The organism is Blattabacterium sp. (Cryptocercus punctulatus) str. Cpu, assembly GCF_000236405.1.
GTDB lineage: Bacteria > Bacteroidota > Bacteroidia > Flavobacteriales > Blattabacteriaceae > Blattabacterium > Blattabacterium punctulatus.
This window is the reverse complement of record NC_016621.1, coordinates 509,089-527,690: the sequence shown is the minus strand read 5'-3', so window position 1 is coordinate 527,690 and position 18,602 is coordinate 509,089. Positions and strand designations below refer to the sequence as shown.

The 18,602-nt window shown below is 22.5% G+C and carries 17 protein-coding genes and 1 tRNA gene; 7 read left to right on the top strand and 11 right to left on the bottom strand.

What is annotated here, in order from left to right; translation table 11 throughout:
- Positions 1-226: 226 nt before the first annotated feature.
- Together dapB and lepB are read left to right on the top strand one after the other, a co-directional pair.
- Complete coding sequence (gene dapB / locus BLBCPU_RS02570; RefSeq protein WP_014246444.1) at positions 227-931, top strand: 4-hydroxy-tetrahydrodipicolinate reductase; 705 nt, start codon at positions 227-229, stop codon at positions 929-931.
- Positions 932-955: 24 nt separating this feature from the next.
- A complete protein-coding gene (gene lepB / locus BLBCPU_RS02565; protein WP_014246443.1) occupies positions 956-2,470 on the top strand; it encodes a signal peptidase I in 1,515 nt (504 codons plus the stop codon).
- 26 nt (positions 2,471-2,496) lie between these two features.
- Here the strand turns inward: lepB and BLBCPU_RS02560 are convergent, their stop codons facing one another.
- From BLBCPU_RS02560 to mutY, 6 genes are all read right to left on the bottom strand, one after another.
- Complete coding sequence (locus BLBCPU_RS02560) at positions 2,497-3,192, bottom strand: rhomboid family intramembrane serine protease (protein WP_014246442.1); 696 nt, start codon at positions 3,190-3,192, stop codon at positions 2,497-2,499.
- A complete protein-coding gene (gene mutL / locus BLBCPU_RS02555; RefSeq protein WP_014246441.1) occupies positions 3,193-4,950 on the bottom strand; it encodes a DNA mismatch repair endonuclease MutL in 1,758 nt (585 codons plus the stop codon). It lies immediately after the preceding gene.
- A 12-nt stretch (positions 4,951-4,962) separates the two neighbouring features.
- Positions 4,963-5,445: a 6,7-dimethyl-8-ribityllumazine synthase gene (gene ribH / locus BLBCPU_RS02550; protein ID WP_014246440.1), complete on the bottom strand. Its 483-nt coding sequence runs from the start codon at positions 5,443-5,445 to the stop codon at positions 4,963-4,965.
- Between the two features lie 47 nt (positions 5,446-5,492).
- On the bottom strand, positions 5,493-6,068 hold the full coding sequence (locus tag BLBCPU_RS02545; RefSeq protein WP_014246439.1) for a tol-pal system YbgF family protein: 576 nt from the start codon (positions 6,066-6,068) through the stop codon (positions 5,493-5,495).
- 102 nt (positions 6,069-6,170) lie between these two features.
- Complete coding sequence (gene gldE, locus BLBCPU_RS02540) at positions 6,171-7,487, bottom strand: gliding motility-associated protein GldE (RefSeq protein WP_014246438.1); 1,317 nt, start codon at positions 7,485-7,487, stop codon at positions 6,171-6,173.
- 85 nt (positions 7,488-7,572) lie between these two features.
- Positions 7,573-8,625 (bottom strand): A/G-specific adenine glycosylase, encoded by a 1,053-nt coding sequence (mutY, locus tag BLBCPU_RS02535; RefSeq protein ID WP_014246437.1) that lies wholly within the window; start codon positions 8,623-8,625, stop codon positions 7,573-7,575.
- An 83-nt stretch (positions 8,626-8,708) separates the two neighbouring features.
- Between mutY and BLBCPU_RS02530 the strand changes: the two genes are divergently transcribed.
- The 3 genes from BLBCPU_RS02530 (at position 8,709) to BLBCPU_RS02520 (ending at position 10,852) form a co-directional block, all read left to right on the top strand.
- On the top strand, positions 8,709-9,041 hold the full coding sequence (locus BLBCPU_RS02530) for an HU family DNA-binding protein (protein ID WP_014246436.1): 333 nt from the start codon (positions 8,709-8,711) through the stop codon (positions 9,039-9,041).
- A 167-nt stretch (positions 9,042-9,208) separates the two neighbouring features.
- Positions 9,209-10,741: an Rne/Rng family ribonuclease gene (locus BLBCPU_RS02525; RefSeq protein WP_014246434.1), complete on the top strand. Its 1,533-nt coding sequence runs from the start codon at positions 9,209-9,211 to the stop codon at positions 10,739-10,741.
- Between the two features lie 29 nt (positions 10,742-10,770).
- Positions 10,771-10,852 (top strand) — tRNA-Leu (locus BLBCPU_RS02520).
- 23 nt (positions 10,853-10,875) lie between these two features.
- Here BLBCPU_RS02520 and BLBCPU_RS02515 read toward each other — a convergent pair.
- The 3 genes from BLBCPU_RS02515 to fabD form a co-directional block, all read right to left on the bottom strand.
- A complete protein-coding gene (locus BLBCPU_RS02515; RefSeq protein ID WP_014246433.1) occupies positions 10,876-12,129 on the bottom strand; it encodes a citrate synthase in 1,254 nt (417 codons plus the stop codon).
- A 76-nt stretch (positions 12,130-12,205) separates the two neighbouring features.
- The gene (locus BLBCPU_RS02510) at positions 12,206-13,156 is read right to left on the bottom strand and encodes a GYDIA family GHMP kinase (protein ID WP_014246432.1); all 951 of its coding nucleotides are present in this window, start codon (positions 13,154-13,156) and stop codon (positions 12,206-12,208) included.
- On the bottom strand, positions 13,153-14,019 hold the full coding sequence (gene fabD, locus BLBCPU_RS02505; protein ID WP_014246431.1) for an ACP S-malonyltransferase: 867 nt from the start codon (positions 14,017-14,019) through the stop codon (positions 13,153-13,155). The genes BLBCPU_RS02510 and fabD overlap by 4 nt, the downstream gene beginning before the upstream one ends.
- A gap of 33 nt (positions 14,020-14,052) precedes the next feature.
- On the opposite strand from fabD, the gene BLBCPU_RS02500 reads away from it, so the two are divergent.
- Positions 14,053-14,814, top strand: a complete 762-nt coding sequence (locus tag BLBCPU_RS02500; protein ID WP_014246430.1) for a TatD family hydrolase — start codon at positions 14,053-14,055, stop codon at positions 14,812-14,814.
- A 13-nt stretch (positions 14,815-14,827) separates the two neighbouring features.
- Here BLBCPU_RS02500 and fumC read toward each other — a convergent pair whose 3' ends face one another.
- A complete protein-coding gene (gene fumC / locus BLBCPU_RS02495; protein WP_014246429.1) occupies positions 14,828-16,213 on the bottom strand; it encodes a class II fumarate hydratase in 1,386 nt (461 codons plus the stop codon).
- Between the two features lie 230 nt (positions 16,214-16,443).
- Here fumC and BLBCPU_RS02490 point away from each other — a divergent pair, with 230 nt between their 5' ends.
- Positions 16,444-16,728 (top strand): septum formation initiator family protein, encoded by a 285-nt coding sequence (locus BLBCPU_RS02490; RefSeq protein WP_014246428.1) that lies wholly within the window; start codon positions 16,444-16,446, stop codon positions 16,726-16,728.
- Here BLBCPU_RS02490 and mnmG read toward each other — a convergent pair.
- Complete coding sequence (mnmG, locus tag BLBCPU_RS02485) at positions 16,725-18,599, bottom strand: tRNA uridine-5-carboxymethylaminomethyl(34) synthesis enzyme MnmG (protein ID WP_014246427.1); 1,875 nt, start codon at positions 18,597-18,599, stop codon at positions 16,725-16,727. The genes BLBCPU_RS02490 and mnmG overlap by 4 nt on opposite strands.
- Between the last annotated feature and the right edge of the window lie 3 nt (positions 18,600-18,602).

Sequence of the window (18,602 nt, the reverse complement as noted above, 5' to 3'; positions counted from 1 at the left end):
TAATAAATAAAATAATAATTATAATATACTGGTCATATTTTTTTTACTATTTCATACATATACTATTCACTATAATATTCAATTTTATTCTATAAAATAATTATTTTTTTTTCATTTTATTTTATAATTATAAATATAATTTATTTTAATTAATAAAATAAAATTTCAGTACTAAAGTTAATCTATCTTTGAATCATTAATTTTATATATAAAAATTTTAAAAAATATGAATATAGCCATAATAGGATATGGAAAAATGGGTAAATCTATAGAAAAAATAGCAAAAATTAGAAATCATCAAATTTCTTTTTTTTCTAATAAAAGTCCTTGTAATATTTCATTAAAAAATGTAGATGTAGCCGTAGAATTTAGTTGTCCTGATTCAGCATTTAATAATATCAAGATTTGTATAGAAAATAATATTCCTGTAGTGTGTGGAACTACAGGATGGTTAGAAAAATTTCATCTTGTTAAAGATATATGTAAAAAAAAAAATGGAACTTTTTTATATTCTTCCAATTTTAGTATAGGAATGAATATTTTTTATGAAATTAATGATAAATTATCAAAATTTTTATTTCCATATTCTATAAATTATGAAATAAAAATTGAAGAAATTCATCATAAAGAAAAAATGGATCGACCTAGTGGTACTGCTCTTGTTTTAGCAAAAAATATTATTAATAATAAAATGAAAAAAACCTGGATTTTAGATAAAAAAAAAACAAAAAATCAAATATTAATTATTTCAAAAAGATTGGATAATGAAATAGGAATACATAGAGTTTTGTATCAATCTAAAATAGAAAATATAGAAATTAAACATCAAGCTCATAATAGAGAAGGATTTGCTACAGGGGCTCTTATTGCAGCAGAATGGATAAAAGATAAAAAGGGTATTTTTTCTATGAAAGAAGTTTTAGGTATATAAAAATTTTATATAAAATATATTTTTATGTTTCAATATTTTCTTTTCAGTAGTATTTTTTTATGTTTTGAACATTTTATTCATGTTTTAGGAACATGGAGACTTTATAAAAAATTAGGAATCGATTATTATAGATTGATTATACCTATCTACAATATTATTCTCCTTTTAAAAATTTATAAAAGATCTATTTGGTGGTTATTTTTATTATTTATTCCACTAACAAGTATTTTTTTATTTGGAATTTTATGGATAGACTTACTTAAAAATTTTGGAAAAAATTCAAAAAAAAATATTATTTTATTTTTTTTAACTCTAGGAGGATATATATTTTATATAAATTACTCTAAAAATATTGAACTATCAAAAATAAAAAAATCAAAAAGTGATATAGAATCTAATATTTTATTTGCTATGATTTTTTCTTTTCTTATACATACTTATATACTTCAACCTTTTGTGATCCCTACTTCTTCTATGGAAGGAACTTTACTTGTAGGTGATTTTATATTAGTAAGTAAAATTCATTATGGATTACGTATGCCAATAACTCCAATATCTATTCCATTTACTCATAACACTATTTTTGGAAAATGGAAATCTTATATTTCTATTTTTAAATGGCCTTATTTACGTTTTTCTCCAATACAACCAATTCGAAGAAACGATATTGTTGTTTTTAATTATCCTAAAGATTCTAATCATAAAATTATAGATCGAAAAGAAAATTATATTAAACGTTGTGTTGGATTACCAGGTGATATAATTTATATAAAAAATGGAGATTTATTTATAAACTATCAAAAAGAAAAATCTTACAAAAAAAATATTTTAGAAAAACAACATATTTACCTTATTAAAACGAAAAATATACCATTAAATATAGAATTTATTAAAGAAAATATGAATATTGAAGAAGTTGAAATGATATTAGAAAAAAATGACGAATATTTTTATCAAATAATGTTGACAGAAAAAAAAGCAATTCAAATTAAAAATTTATTTGATAACATAATTTTTATAAAAAAATATATTTTACCAATTTATTTTCAAGAAAATTCTATATTTCCAAATAATTTTGGTTGGAATAGAGATTTTTTTGGTCCATTATTGATTCCAAAAAAAGGAGATTTAATTAAATTAAATTCAAATAATATTAACATTTATTATGATATTATTGTTTCAGAAGGAAATAATATTGAAAAAAAATATTTTTATTTTTTTATTAATAATAAAAAAAATAATTTTTATAAAATAAAAAAAAATTATTATTTCATGATGGGGGATAATAGACATAATTCTTCGGATTCTCGTTATTGGGGTTTTGTACCAGAAGATCATATAGTTGGAAAACCTATATTTATATGGATGAGTATTGACTGGGATAGAGAAAATCCTTTAAATTTTTTTAATTGGAAATTTCGTTGGAATCGTACTATGACTACGATATATGGACAAAATTCTTATTTATCCTTTTTTTTTATATTTTCATTTATATATTTTTTCTATCTTTTATTCTATTTTTTTTTCTATAAAAAATAGTTGATAATTTATTAAAATATGTTTTTTCATTTTCTTTTTTTTAGAAAAAAATTTCCTATAGAATAACCAGAAATAATCCCCCCAATATGAGCAAAATGTGCAACACCAGGAGAAAAGTTAAAAATAGCAGAAATAAAACTTCCAAAAATAAAAATCAAAAGAGCTTTTCGTACAGCAATTGGAAATGGGAAAGGTAAAATAAATATTTTATGTTCTGGAAAATATCTAGCAAAAGCACCTACTATTCCACTAACGGCTCCAGAAGCACCCATCATAGGAGAATATATGGAACTATAAAGATTAATTCGTTGTTCTTGATTTAAATAATCAAAAATTTTTTTTGCTTGTGAAAAATCCAATGTATGAACGAAATAATAAAGGATACTAGTATTAAATCCTAATTGTAATAAAGAAGCTAAAATACCAGATAAAAAATATACTATTAAAAATTTTTTTATTCCTAATAAAGTTTCCATTTGTCCTCCAAACATGAATAAGGCCAACATGTTAAAAATTATGTGCAAAAAAAGACGTTTAGAATGTACAAACATATGAGTAAAAATCTGATATAATTCAAATCGATCATCTAGAGGATGATATAAAGAAAGTAGGTATTCTATTTTATATTGTGAAAAAATAAAGGTAGCTGTATATACAAGTATATTAATACTAATCAAGTGTTTTACAGCATCTGAATTGAAATTTGATGTATAAAAATTCACTTACAAAATTGTTTTTTTAAAAAAATTTTTATTAAAAATAAAAAATATCGGATCTCCTGAATACGTATAATTTATATTTTTACAAGAAAAAAAATCTCTAATTAAACATTCCATTTTATTAGAATGTAATTCCGTTCCGGATTTTACAGCTGCAGATTTAGATATAGATTGAATAAGTATTTTTTTATTATTTTTTGCTCCATTAATAAAATTATATGTTAAAATATTTTTAAAAATTTCAACTAATATGTTTTGATGAATATTCTCAGGAATAGAATATAAATATACAGATTGATTCCAAAAGTATAAATGAAATCCCATTTCAATTAATTCATATTGAATATTTTTCAATAAAATAAATTCATTATTTAAAAGTTTAATTTCAATTGGAAAAAGAAATTTTTGGCTTATTAATTTTTTTTTTCTTTTCTTAAAAAAAAATTCAAATAATATGTTTTGATGAGCTCTATGTTGATCTACTAATATTATATTTTCATTATTCCATAAAAAAATTATATATTTTCCGTTTATTTGAAAAGTTTTTATTTTTTTTTCATGAAATATGTAATTGGATAATTTTTTCGTAAGATTAATATCAATAAAATAATTAGATTTTTTCATTTTATGAAACCAATTATCTAATTGAGTTACTTTTTCTTTATAAGAAAATTCCTCAAAAAAAGAATCATAATGATTCATAAAAATGAATGATTCTTTTTTTGAGGAATTAAAGTTTAATAATAAATCTGAATTATTTAATTCCTCTTTTTTTACTTTATATTGACAACATAAAATATTTTTAATTTCTTCTTGAATCATATTACAAATCAAATTTTCTTCTTCCAATTTTACTTCTTTTTTTGTAGGATGAATATTCCAATTGACTAAAATTGGATCTATGTAAATAAAAATGAAATAAGAAACTGTTTTTAAATTTTTTAAAATACCTTCATAAGAATGAATAATTTTTTTATGTAAAAGGATATTATTTATACAACGTTGGTTCACAAATAAAAAATGATCTCCTTTTTTTATTGAAGAATTTGGTTTACTAATAAATCCCTCTATAATAATTTTATTTTTTTTGATTAAAATAGGGAGTAATTTTTGATTTTTAATAAAAATTTCTTCTATTCTTTCTTTTAAAGAAGCTTTTTTAAAAAAGTAAATAATTTTATCATTATGATAAAAACGATAAATAATATCTCTATGTGCTAAAATAATTTTATAAAATTCATTAATAATATGTTTAAATTCTATTTTAGAAGATTTTAAAAATATTCTTCTTGCAGGAAATTTATAGAAAATATTTTTTACTGAAATTCTTGTTCCTTTAAGCATGTTAATAGGAATTTGTTCTTTAATTTTTCCTTCTTCTACAAGAATGTGAATACCAATTGGACTTTTTTTATTTTTAGTTTGTATTTCCAATTGAGAAACGAAAGCAATGGAAGCTAAAGCTTCTCCACGAAATCCTTTTGTATTAATCTTAAAAATATCTTCATTGGTTTTTATTTTAGAAGTAGTATATCTTTGATAACTATTCCTAGCATCATTATAACTCATTCCTTCTCCATTATCTATTAATTGAATTAATGTTTTTCCTGAATCTTTTATAAATATATCAATACTTTTTGATTTTGCATCTATAGAATTTTCTAAAAGTTCTTTTAATACAGAAGAAGGACGTTGTATAACTTCGCCAGCTGCAATTTGATTGATTACTTTTTTAGGTAAAAATTGAATAATATCCTTCATAAAGGAACTATTTTATTCAATAGAATTTTTAAAAAAGGCCATATATAATGCAGTTTTTGCACATTCTATTCCTTTATTTCCAATTTTTCCACCTGATCGATCAAAAGATTGCTTTTTATTTTTATCAGTAAGAACACAAAATATAACAGGAACATCATATTTAATATTTATATCTTTGATACCTTGTGAAATAGATTGACAAAGATAATCAAAATGATGAGTTTTTCCTTTTATAAGGGATCCTATCACAATAATTGAATCAAAATTATAACAAAGAGCTATTTTTTTAGCAGAATAAATAAGTTCATAACTTCCAGGTACTTCCCATGTTTTTATTTTTTCTTTTAAAATACCTGATTGAATTAAAGTTTCATAAGCTCCTTTATACAATTTTTTTGTTACATCTTGATTCCATTGTGCAACAATAATGGCAAATTTTAATTTTTTATTTTTTATTTTATTTTTATCTATTTGATATGAAGGAGATATTTTCATAATCAATAATTATTATAATTTATTTTCAATAAACATGATATATTTATCTACATTATCCTTATATAAAAAAAAGGATATTTTTTTTCTATTTTTTTTAGAAAAAATTTAGAATCCCTATATTTTTTAATGGAAAAGGTTAATAATGCTGCTTTATAATAATAAAGAGGTGTAGTAATTTCGTTTTCTCTTATATTAGCAGCTTTGATATAATTTTTTAAAGCTTCATTATTATTTTTAATTTGTGTAAAAGCATCTCCTATTATTCCATATTTTATAGAAGATAAAAATTCATCTTTTGCATAAAAATTATTCATCATTTTTATAGATTCCTTATAATTTCCTAATTTATAATAGCATATTCCTGCATAAAATTTAGATATATTACCTGCTTTAGTTGAAGGGTATTTAGTAACAATTCCATAAAATCCAAGATAAGGTATTTTAAGTTTTTTTGTATTTAATGCTTTATTTATAGATCCTTCTGAAAGATATTTTTGAGCATAAATTAATTCTGTTAAAGCTTTTTTTTCTAATGGAAATAAAAAAAATTTTTTATATAAAAAAAATGTTACTCCTATTATTAAAATAATACTACAAAAAAGGATTATTACTTTTTTTTTCATAGATTAATCTATCTTAAAAAAAAGAAAATAAATTATATCGTTCATTGATTGTCTTATTATTATATAAATTTAATTCTATTTATCGTAATAAATAAAATCATTTTAATTTTTTTTTCTTATTACTTCTATACTTTTTATTCTTTTGTTATCTATTCTTCTTATAAGAAAAGAATAATTTAAAAAATTAATTTTTTGTTTTTTTTTTGGAAATTCTTTATTGATTTCCATAATAAAACCACCTAGAGTATCTGCATCACCTTTTTTTTTTTCAAAAAAAATTTCTTCTTTTATTTTCATAATACGGTAAAAATCAATTAAAGAAGTTTTTCCATCAAATAAGTAATTATTGTGATTTAATTTAGAATAAGATAAGTTTTCTTCATCAAATTCATCAATAATATCTCCTACTATTTCTTCAATAACATCTTCAAGAGTAACTATCCCACAAGTTCCTCCATATTCATCAACAACAATTGCTAAATGTATTTTTATTTTTTTAAAATCATTTAAAAGATCATCTATCTTTTTATTTTCTGGAACAAAAAATGGAGTATGAATTAATTGAGTCCATTTAAATTTTTTTTCATGAATAAATGGAAGAAGATCTTTAGCAAAAAGTACTCCTTCAATATCATCAATACTATCTTTATAAATTGGAATTCTAGAATATCCTTGATAACAAACTAATTCTAAAGTATTAGAAAATAATGTATTTTTATTTAAAGCAAACATATCTATTCTTGGAGTCATAATTTGATGTGTTTCCGTATTTCCAAAATCAACAATTCTTTTCAAAAATTGACATTCTTTAATATTTTTTTGATTTGAAGATGTAATTTTTAAAGCTTTTGAAAGTTGATCTACGGATATTTTATTTTTTTTTTTCATTATTTTTTCTATAAATCTATAAACTATAATCATAATTTTACTGATAGGATCCAATATTTTACTAAGGTTAATTATTGTTTGGGACATTAAAATAGCAAAATGAAAATTATTTTTTTTAGCATATATTTTTGGAATTATTTCTCCAAATAAAAGTAAAATAAAAGTTAAAAGAATTACTTCTAATAGAAAGTTTATAGGAATTTTATAAAAAAAACTATTTTTAAAAAAATATTTTGTTATTAAGGATGAACTTAATATAACTATTCCAATATTAGAAAAATTATTAGATATCAGTATAGTAGCTAAAAGTTTTTTTTTATTTTTTAGTATTTTTAATACTTTATATCCTCTATAAGGATTTTTTTTTATTTCCTTATCAATAGTTTTTTTTTCAAGACAAAAAAAAGCAGTTTCTGATCCAGATATAAGAGCAGAAAATAATAGTAAGATTATTATTAATAAAAAATAAAGAACTATTTGAATATATAAAGTACTTTTTAAAAAAAATTTCGTCAAAGATTCTCTTTCCAAGATATTGAATTTTTTAAGTTTTAGAAAAGAAAATAATGATGATGAATAAAAAATTGAATTTTTCTTTAATCAAAGATAAAAAAAACTAAATTATTTTTTTATTTTTAAAAAATAAAATAATAGGATTAGGAAAAGGGTAATTACAAATTTTTTTATATGAAATACCAAAAAAATTATTTAAATTTTTTTTTATTTGAATAGATTGTATCATTTTACAATTCAAAAATTGAATAAATAAAATTTGATTAGTTATTTTATGTTTTATTTGATAAATGATATTTTTAGAAAATATTTTATATTTTTTCCAAATTTTATTCCGTATTTCTAAAAGGGTAAGCACTTTTTCTGATTCTATTAAAGGAAACTCATAAAGGCCTTTCCATATATCTTTATTGAATCTTTTTTTAATAAAAAATTTTTTACTATTATTACATATAAAAATATAATAAAAAAATCTATTTTTTATAGATTTTTTTATTATATTTTTAACAGGTAATTCATATATAGTTCCATTTTTAAATGAAAAACAATCAATTTTTATAGGGCATAAAAAACATTTAACCTTTTTTGGAGTACATAAAGTAGAACCTAAATCCATGATAGCTTGATTGAAAATACCAGGATTTTTCTTATCCATCATTTTTAAAATTAAAGTTCGGAATATTTTTTTCGTCAATATTGATGTAATATTATTATATATTCCTAAATATCTAGAAAATAATCTATAAAAATTACCATCTATAGCTGGAACAACTTCATTAAAACATATAGAAGCTATTGCCGCTCCCGTATATGGTCCTATCCCTTTATATTTAATAAGCTCTTTGTATTTTTTAGGAAAAAATCCAATAGATTTTTCTCTTAATTTTTTTGCAAAAAAATGTAAATTTATAGCTCTTTTATAATACCCTAATCCTTCCCAAACTTTTAATACTTCTTTTTCTTCAGCTTGAGCAAGTTTTTCTATATTTGGAAATTTTTGTATAAAATCCAAATAATATTTTATAGTTTGAGAAACTTTTGTTTGTTGTAACATAAACTCTGAAACCAATATATAATATGGATTTTTATTTTCTCTCCAAGGAAGTTTTCTATGATTATTTTTATACCAATTTATTATTTTTTTAGAAAAATCCATATATAATTTAATTTTAGAGCAATTTTATAAAAAATTGGTATATTTAAGAAATCGAATTTTGGATATTATTAGAAGGATTTAACATGACAAAAGCAGATATAATAACAGAAATCATATCAGAAACTGGATTTGAACGGATTGATACAAAAAAGATTATAGAAACTTTTATGAAAAAAATAAAAGAAAGCCTTACATCTGGAGAAAATGTTTATTTAAGAGGATTTGGATCATTTATTATTAAATATAGAGCTGAAAAATTAGGACGTCATATATCCAAGGATATATCTATTGTAATTCCTGAGCATAATATACCAGCATTTAAACCTGCAAAAGCATTTACTGAATTAGTAAAGAAAAACGTTTCTATTATTATTAAAAAAAATAATATGTCTAAAGATAAATCAATAACGATTTAAAATTATTATGCCAAACGGAAAAAAAAGAAAAAGACGAAAAATAGCTACCCATAAAAGAAAAAAAAGAAATAGAAAAAATAGACATAAGAAAAAAAATAAAAATTTGATCATCTTTATCAAAAGTTAATCTATTATAATTTCTAAATTTTTTTTTCTTGTTTTTGTGTATGAATAAAGAATTAGTTATAAATGCAGAAGAACAAGAAGTTAAGATAGCCCTTTTAGAAAAAGGAAAGTTATTGGAACTTCATCAAGAAAATTACAATAATAAAATTTCTGTAGGGGATATATACTTAGGAATAGTTAAAAAAATTTCATATGGATTAAATGCTGCTATTATTGATATAGGTTATTCAAAAAGTGCTTTTTTACATTATGATGATCTTGGATTTCAAATCGAAAAAATGTTAGATTTAATTACCATAAATCAAAAAAAATTTTTTAAACAATACTTTTTTTTAAATAAAAAAGAGGATAAAAGTTCTATAGAAAAAATATTATATCCTGGACAAAATATTTTAGTTCAAATATCAAAAGAACCTATTTCGAATAAAGGACCAAAATTAACGGCAAAAATTTGTATTCCTGGAAGAAATTTAGTATTAATTCCTTTTTCGGAAAAAGTGACTATTTCTCATAAAATAAAAAATATAAAAGAAAAAAATAGATTGATTTTATACATGCAAAAAATAAAACCAAAAAAAATTGGTATAATCATTCGTACAGTCGCATGTTTTAAAATTGAACAAATTTTAAAAAATGAACTTTTTATTTTGATAAAAAAATGGAAAAAAATATTAAATAATTTAATAAAATTACCTCCAATTAAAGTTTTAAGTGAAAATAATAAAACTTATTGTTTATTAAGAGATACATTTAATGATGATTTTAAATCAATTTATTGTAATAATAGTTTTCTTTGTAAAGAAATTAGTTCTTATTTATCTTTTATTGCTCCAGAAAAAACAAGTATTATTAAATATTATAAAGGTAATATCCCCATATTTGAAAAATATGGAATTGAAAAACAAATACAAATTTTTTTAGGTAAAAATGTTCCTCTAGGAAATGGGGCATATCTTGTGATTGAACATACTGAAGCATTACATGTTATAGATGTTAATAGTGGAATGATTAATCATATTAAAAAAAATTGTACGGAATCAGAAAGAATTAATCATATATTGAAAGTAAATCTTTTAGCTGCAACAGAAATTGCTAGACAAATTAGATTGAGAAATATGGGAGGAATCATTGTTGTAGATTTTATAGATATGTATGACCCTAATCAAAAAAAAAAATTGTATGAACATTTAAAAGAAAAAATGAAAAACGATAAAGCTAAACACCAAATATTACCTCCAAATGAATTTGGATTAGTTCAATTCACTCGTCATAGAGTAAGACCAGAATTAAAATATAATGAAAAATATCAAAAATTAAAATCTCCTGTAATTTATATCCATAATCTAGAATTTATCTTAGAAAAAATTATGAATAATAAAATAGAAAAGGGAATACAATTACATATACATTCTTTTGTCGCAGCTTATCTTAAAAAAGGATTTCCCTCAATTCAACAAAAATGGTTATTTAAATATAAAAAATGGATTAAAATTATTCCTAAAAATTCATTTAAATATACGGAATATAAAATTTTAAATAAAAATAATGAAATTATATCCTCTTCATTTATTTAATAATAAAAAATTGCTATTAAATTTATAATGTGGGCGTGGTGAAATTGGTAGACACGTCAGACTTAGGATCTGATGCCATTAGGTATAAGGGTTCGAATCCCTTCGCCCGCACATTATAATATATAATAAAATTATTATATATTTCTTTTTTTATATCCTATATAAATTTGTCTAGGTCTTCCTATAGGTTCTTGATTTAATCTCATTTCTTTCCAATGTGCCATCCATCCAGGTAATCTACCTAAAGCAAACATAACCGTGAACATATCTTTTGGAATTCCTATAGCTTGATAAATAATTCCTGAATAAAAATCTATATTTGGATATAATTTTTTTTCTATAAAATATGGATCTTGAATAGCAATTTTTTCAAGTTCCTTTGCTAATTCTAAAATTGGATCATGAATTCCTAATTCACAAATAATTTTTTCGGCTATTTTTTTAATTATTTTAGCTCTAGGATCAAAATTTTTATAAATTCTATGGCCGAATCCCATCAATCGAAACGGATCTTTTTTATCTTTTGCTTTATCTACCCATTTATTTATATTTCCACCACTTTTAAGAATATTTTCTAACATTTCTATAACTTCCTGATTAGCTCCTCCATGTAATCTACCCCAAAGAGCGCTAATTCCAGAGGATATAGATGAAAATAATCCAACATATGCAGAACCTAATAAACGTACAGTAGTAGTAGAACAATTTTGTTCATGATCTGCATGTAATATTAAAAGTTTATCTAAAGCATCTGTAATAATTGGATTAATTTGATAATATTTTTTTGGAATAGAAAAAAACATTTTTAAAAGATTAGAAGTATAATATAAATCCTTATCGGCATAAGATGGAGGAAGACCTACTTTTTTTCTATAAGTTAAAGCTGCTAATACAGGTAGTTTTGCTAAAAGATGTAAAAACATATCTTCCTCTTTTATATTAATATAATCTGTAAATGCAGTAAGAATACACGTTAAAGATGATAATATTCCCATAGGATGATAAGAAACTGGAAACTTATCCAGTATTTGATAAATTTTATGATTAATGGAATTGAATTCTTTTATTTTTTCAGAAAAAAAATTTAATTGTTCAGTATTAGGTAGTTCGCCATTTAATAGAAGATAACTAGTTTCTATAAATGAACATTTTTTAATAATTTGTTCAACTGGATAACCTCTATATAATAGAATTCCTTTTTCACCATCTATAAAACTAATAGAACTTTTAACAATTCCTGTATTTTTAAATCCTGGATCAAATGTAATAAATCCGGTATTTTCTCTAAGTTTAGATATATTAATAGCTTTTTCTTCAAAAAAAGTTCCATAAACTATGGGAAGTTTATAATTACATCCATTAATATTAAGATTAACAATTTTGCACATAATAAATAAATTTTGAATAAAATATAAATAATTTTTATAATTTAAATATTGAAATAATAGATTTTATATTTTATGATCAAAGAATCATTTCATCAAATGAAAGAATAGTATGAAATCCTTTTTTTGAAAAATATTTTTTCATTCCCTTTCTGAAACTTATTAAAACAAAATCCCCACCCCAAGTTCCTAAACTTTTTACAATACCTAAATAATCTGGAAAATAATGTTCTTTTACAGTAGGTATATCAAGTATTCCAGATATAATCCTTTCATGTTTAAGTAATAATATTTCAAATTCTTTCAAAGTTTTACAAACTATAATTTTTTTAGTTATGGAAGAAATAGAATCAATACTTTTACTAGATATGTTTTTTTTTGAACGAAAAAATCGAATTCCTTCACAAGTATTTTTTTTTTTATTAAGATGTAGAAAAAAAAGTTTTTTTTTAAATGGAGGATTAAAATTTATAGTAACAACATGAGGTTTTTTATTTTTTAATTTAAAAATTATTGGTTTTGAATTGGATACACACGCTATATCATATCCACTTCCTGGAAAATTTTTTTCTAATAACTTATAAGGATCTATACTAGCCCATTTTGCTATATTATTAATTAAAGTAGAACTACTACCTAAACCCCAATTTATAGGAAATTCTAATTTCGTTTTTACATAAAAAATACCAAATGAATTTTTAAGAAAATTTTTTTTAATTTTTCTAGATTCTAACAATAGATTTCTTAATCTAAAAGCTGTTTTTTTTTCTGTATTATAACAAATATCTAAAGAAGGAAGTTTAAAAAATACTTCAAACCAAGGCTTATCTATATTATCAAAACTTTTCCAATGCAATCCATAAGATCCAGAACAATTTTTATCATAATATATAGTAAATGATTGTCCTTTTACGGTAGGTAAAGCTAAACCATAAGCTCCATATAAAATAAAATATTCTCCTGTTAATAACAATTTTCCATGACTATAAAAAAAATGTTCATATTTTCGCATAATACTAATAAAAATCATTTTTTATAAATTTTATTGAAAATATTTTTCGTTATTCCTTGTAAAATATTTCCTGGTCCTACTTCTATAAAGGAAACTGCTCCATTATTAATCATATTTTCTATTAATTGTTTCCATTTAACGGGAGATGTTAATTGTTCGATAATATTTTTTTTTATATCGTTAGATTTTGTAACTGATTTAGCCGTTACATTCTGATATATTGGACATTTAGAGTCTTTAAATGAAATTTTTTCTATAAATTTTGATAATTTTTTTTTAGCTGGCTCCATAATTGGAGAATGAAAGGCTCCATGAACAGGAAGTCTTAATATTCTTTTAGCTCCCATTTTTTTTAAAGATTGACAAACTCTTTTTAAAGATTTTTCTTCTCCAGAAATTACTAATTGGCCCGGACTATTATAATTAGAAGGAACAACTATTCCATGATCTTCTTTACAAACTTTCTCTATAATTTCATCTTTTAATCCGAATATTACTGCCATTCCTCCATGTATATATTCACATATTTCTTGCATAAGAGAAGCTCTTTTATCTACTAAAATTAATCCATCTTCAAAAGAAAATACATCAATAGCAGTTAAAGCAGATAATTCTCCAAGAGAATGTCCAGCTACCATATCTGGATTAAAATTATCTAAAATTTTTGCTTTTATTACTGAATATATATAAATAGCAAGTTGTGTATATTTAGTTTTTTTTAGAATTTCCATAGAACCATTAAACATAATATTTTTCATATGAAATCCTAAAATATCATCGGATAATTGAAACAATTTTTTTGCTAAATTAGAAAAATTGTATAAATCTTTTCCCATTCCCATATATTGTGAACCTTGACCAGGAAATATATAAGCTTTCATAAATAAAAAAAAATTTTTTTAATGTTTATTTATATGAAAATTACTGATACACATACTCATTTATATATGAAACAATTTGATAAAGATAGAGATTTTGTCATAAAAACTGCAATTCATAATAAAATACATAAATTTTATATTCCTTCTATAGATTGTAAAACAATTCCTAAAATACTAAAATTAGAAAAAAAATATCCAAATATTTGTTTTCCAATGATAGGATTACACCCTAGTAAAGTAACCCCAAAAAATTTAGAAAATGAATTAAATAGCATTAAAAAATGGTTAGATCAACATACTTTCATTTCTATAGGAGAAATTGGAATAGATTTACACTTAGAAAAAAAATTTCTTTTTGAACAAGAATATGCCTTTCAAACTCAAATACAATATGCAAAAATAAAAAAATTACCTATAGTAATTCACTGTAGAAAAGCTTTTGATCCAGTTTTTGATATTTTAAAAAAAAATTATCCTGTAAAAGGAATTTTTCATTGTTTTTCTGGAAATTTAGAACAAGCAAAAAAAATTATTAATTTTGGGTTAAAAATAGGAATTGGAGGTATGATTACTTTTAAAAATAATAATATTAGTTCATTTTTACACAAAATTAATTTAAAAAATATAGTATTAGAAACAGATTCTCCATTTTTATCTCCTTATCCTTTAAAAGGGAAAAGAAATGAACCTATTTACTTAAAAATAATTTTAAAAAAACTTTCCAATATTTATTCTATTTCGGAAAAAAAAATAGCAAATATAACCGAAATAAACGTAAATGAAATATTTTCCTAATTATGATAATGATTTATATCATTTTATCTGGTCTTACTAATTTATCAAATTCATCAATGGTCAAATATCCTAATCGTACCGCTTCCTCTTTTAGAGTACTATTATTTTCATAAGCTTTTTTTGAAATTTTTGCTGATTTTTCGTATCCAATACAATTATTAAGTACTGTTACTAACATTAAAGATCTATTTAATAATTCTTTAATTTTTGTATAATTTGGAGTAATTCCTTTGACACAAAGATTAGAAAAAGAATTACAAGCATCAGAAATAAGTTGCGAAGATTGAAGAAAATTATAAGCCATTAATGGTTTAGAAACATTTAATTCATAATTTCCGGATGCCCCTGCTATTGAAATAGATAAATCATTCCCTATGACTTGTGTACAAACCATCATGAGAGATTCACATTGTGTTGGATTTATTTTCCCAGGCATAATAGAAGATCCAGGTTCATTTTCAGGAAGATAAATTTCTCCTATTCCGGAACGAGGCCCCGAAGCTAAAAATCTAATATCATTTGCTATTTTAATCAAAGAAACGGAAATTTGTTTTAGAGCAGAATGAGATTCTACAATAGCATCATGAGATGCTATTGCTTCAAATTTATTATTTGCTACTTTAAATGGAAGTCCAGTATATTTACATATATAGTCAGTTACTTTTATATCATATCCTTTAGGTGAATTTAATCCTGTCCCAACAGCTGTTCCTCCAATAGCTAATTCAGAAAGATGATCTAAAGTTTTTTTAATAAAATTTAATCCATGATCAATTTGAGAAACATAACCGGAAAATTCCTGTCCTAAAGTTATAGGTACGGCATCCATAAGATGAGTTCTCCCTATTTTAATCACCTTTTTGAATAATTTTGTTTTTTTTTCCAATGTATTACGTAGAATTTCTATAGAAGGAATTGTTTTTTCTATCAATTTTTTATAAGATGCAATATTCATTGCAGTTGAATAGGTATCATTAGATGATTGGGACATATTTACATCATCATTTGGATGTATAAAAGATTTACTTTTTCCAAGTTTTCCTCCCATTAAAACATGTGATCTATTGGATATTACTTCATTTATATTCATATTAGTATGTGTACCAGATCCTGTTTGCCATATAACTAATGGAAATTGATCATCTAATTTTCCTTCTATAATTTCTTCACAAACCAAAGTAATTAAATCTCTTTTTTTTTTAGACAAAATTCCAAATTCAAAATTGGCATATGCAGCTGCTTTCTTTAAAAGAGCAAAAGAATGAATAATTTCTATTGGCATAGATCCTTCTATTCCTATTTTAAAATTATTTCTTGATCTTTCGGTTTGAGCCCCCCAATATTTATCCATAGGAACTTTTACTATTCCTAATGTATCTCTTTCGTTTCTAAAAATCATTTTTATTTTTTTTACGAAATTAATAAACTTTTTATAAAAAAAAGTAATAATTTTTTTTAATTTTATTAATTATATTATGATAATCAAATTTATAGGATTTTTATTTTTTATACTCATAACAATATCTGGATTTTGGTGTATTTTTTTTTATTTTTTGTGATTATATATTGGACTATAAGTATAGGAGTTAATACTATAAAAAATTGGATAAATGAAAAAAAAAATACATAATGTATAAAATATTTAAAACTAAATATTTTTGGGTCAGTTTATCTTTTTTTATATGGATGTTTTTTTTTGATACTAATTCTTTAATTTTACATTGGAAACTAAAAAAAACTATCAATAAAATGATATTAGATAGAGATTATTTAAAAAATAAAATTTTTTTGGAAGGTAATCATCTTAAAAAGTTAAATAATGATCCTAAATATTTAGAAAAAATAGCTAGGGAAAAATTCTATATGAAAAAAGAAGATGAAGATTTATTTATTCTATCTAAAAATGAAAATTAACGACCTATATAAACTAACAAAATACTTAAATCTGAAGGTGAAATCCCACTAATCCTTGAAGCTTGTGAAAAAGTTTCCGGGCGGTGATAAGTTAATTTTTCTCTAGATTCTATAGATAAAGATTTAATTTTTTCATAATCAAAATTATGTGGAATTCGAATATTTTCAAGTTTCAACAATTTTTTAGCATTTTTTTTTTCCCGTTCAATATATCCTTTATATTTAATTTGAATAGAAACTTGCTCTAATATTTCTTGTTGATTAAGATTATTAATTTCTATCTCTTTTTTTAAAAAAGGGATAGAAATTATATCTTGTATATCGATTTCCGAACGAGATAAAATTATATCTATTTTTTTTTCTTGATATACAATAGGAGATTTTTTAATATTTAGAATTGGATTAAGTATTTTTGGAGTAAGATTAATCTTTTTAAATAAAGAAATACATTTTTCAACTTGATATTTTTTTTTTTCTACTAATTTCATTCTTTTTTCTGAAATTAATCCAATTTTATAACCCATATGGGTTAATCTTTCATCCGCATTATCTTGACGTAATAACATTCTATATTCTGCTCTTGAAGTAAACATTCTATAGGGTTCTTCTGTCCCTTTTGTAATCAAATCATCTATTAATACTCCAATATAAGCTTGGTTTCTTTTTAGAATAAAGGGCTTTTTTTCATGAATTTTTAGATGAGCATTAATTCCAGCAATTAATCCTTGTGCAGCAGCTTCTTCATAACCTGTAGTCCCATTAATTTGTCCAGCAAAAAAAAGATTTTTAATTAACTTACTTTCCAAAGTAAGTTTTAGTTGGATTGGAGAAAAATAATCGTATTCAATAGCATATCCAGGTCTTAATATTTTTACTTTTTCAAATCCTGAAATTTTTTTTAAAGCTTGGTATTGTTTTCTTTCTGGTAAAGAAGTAGAAAATCCATTTATATATACTTCTACCGTATTCCATCCCTCTGGTTCTACAAAAATATGATGTTCTTTTTTATCGGAAAATCTATAAATTTTTTCTTCTATAGAAGGACAATATCTAGGGCTCACACCTTGAATTGATCCTGTAAAAATAGGAGAATATATCAAATTTTTTTGAATAAAATCATGAATTTCTTCATTTGTATAAGAAATATGACATACACATTGTTTTTTTAATTTTATTGTTTTTGAAAAAGAAAATTTTTTAGGATTACAATCTCCCTTTTGAACTTTCATTTTTTTGTAATTCAAAGATCGTCCATCTACTCTAGGTGAAGTTCCTGTTTTCATTCTTCCATATTTAAATCCGAAAAATTTAGTTAATTGTTCTGTTATCCCTCTAACCTCTTTTTCCGATATTCTCCCTCCATTAATTTTTTTTTCACCAATATGAATTTTTCCATTTAAAAATGTTCCATTTGTAAGTATGACCGATTTTCCCATGATTTTTATTCCAAAAGAGGTTATCACTCCTTTAACTATTTTTTTTCTTACAATTAAAGAAGTTACCGTATCTTGATATAGGTCTAATTGATTATTTTTTTCTAAAAAAAATCTCCAATTATTAGAAAATAATTTTCTATCACATTGTGCTCTAGGACTCCACATAGCAGGCCCTTTAGATTTATTCAACATTCTAAATTGAATCATACTATAATCGGATATGATCCCTGAATAACCTCCTAGAGCATCTATTTCTCTTATTATTTGTCCTTTAGCTATTCCTCCTATAGCTGGATTACATGACATTTGACCAATTGTTTGTAAATTACTTGTAATTAGTAAAGTTTTTGATCCCATTTTAGAAGAGGCCGATGCTGCTTCTGCTCCTGCATGGCCACCTCCAACAATAATAATATCATATGTATCTAAAAACATAAT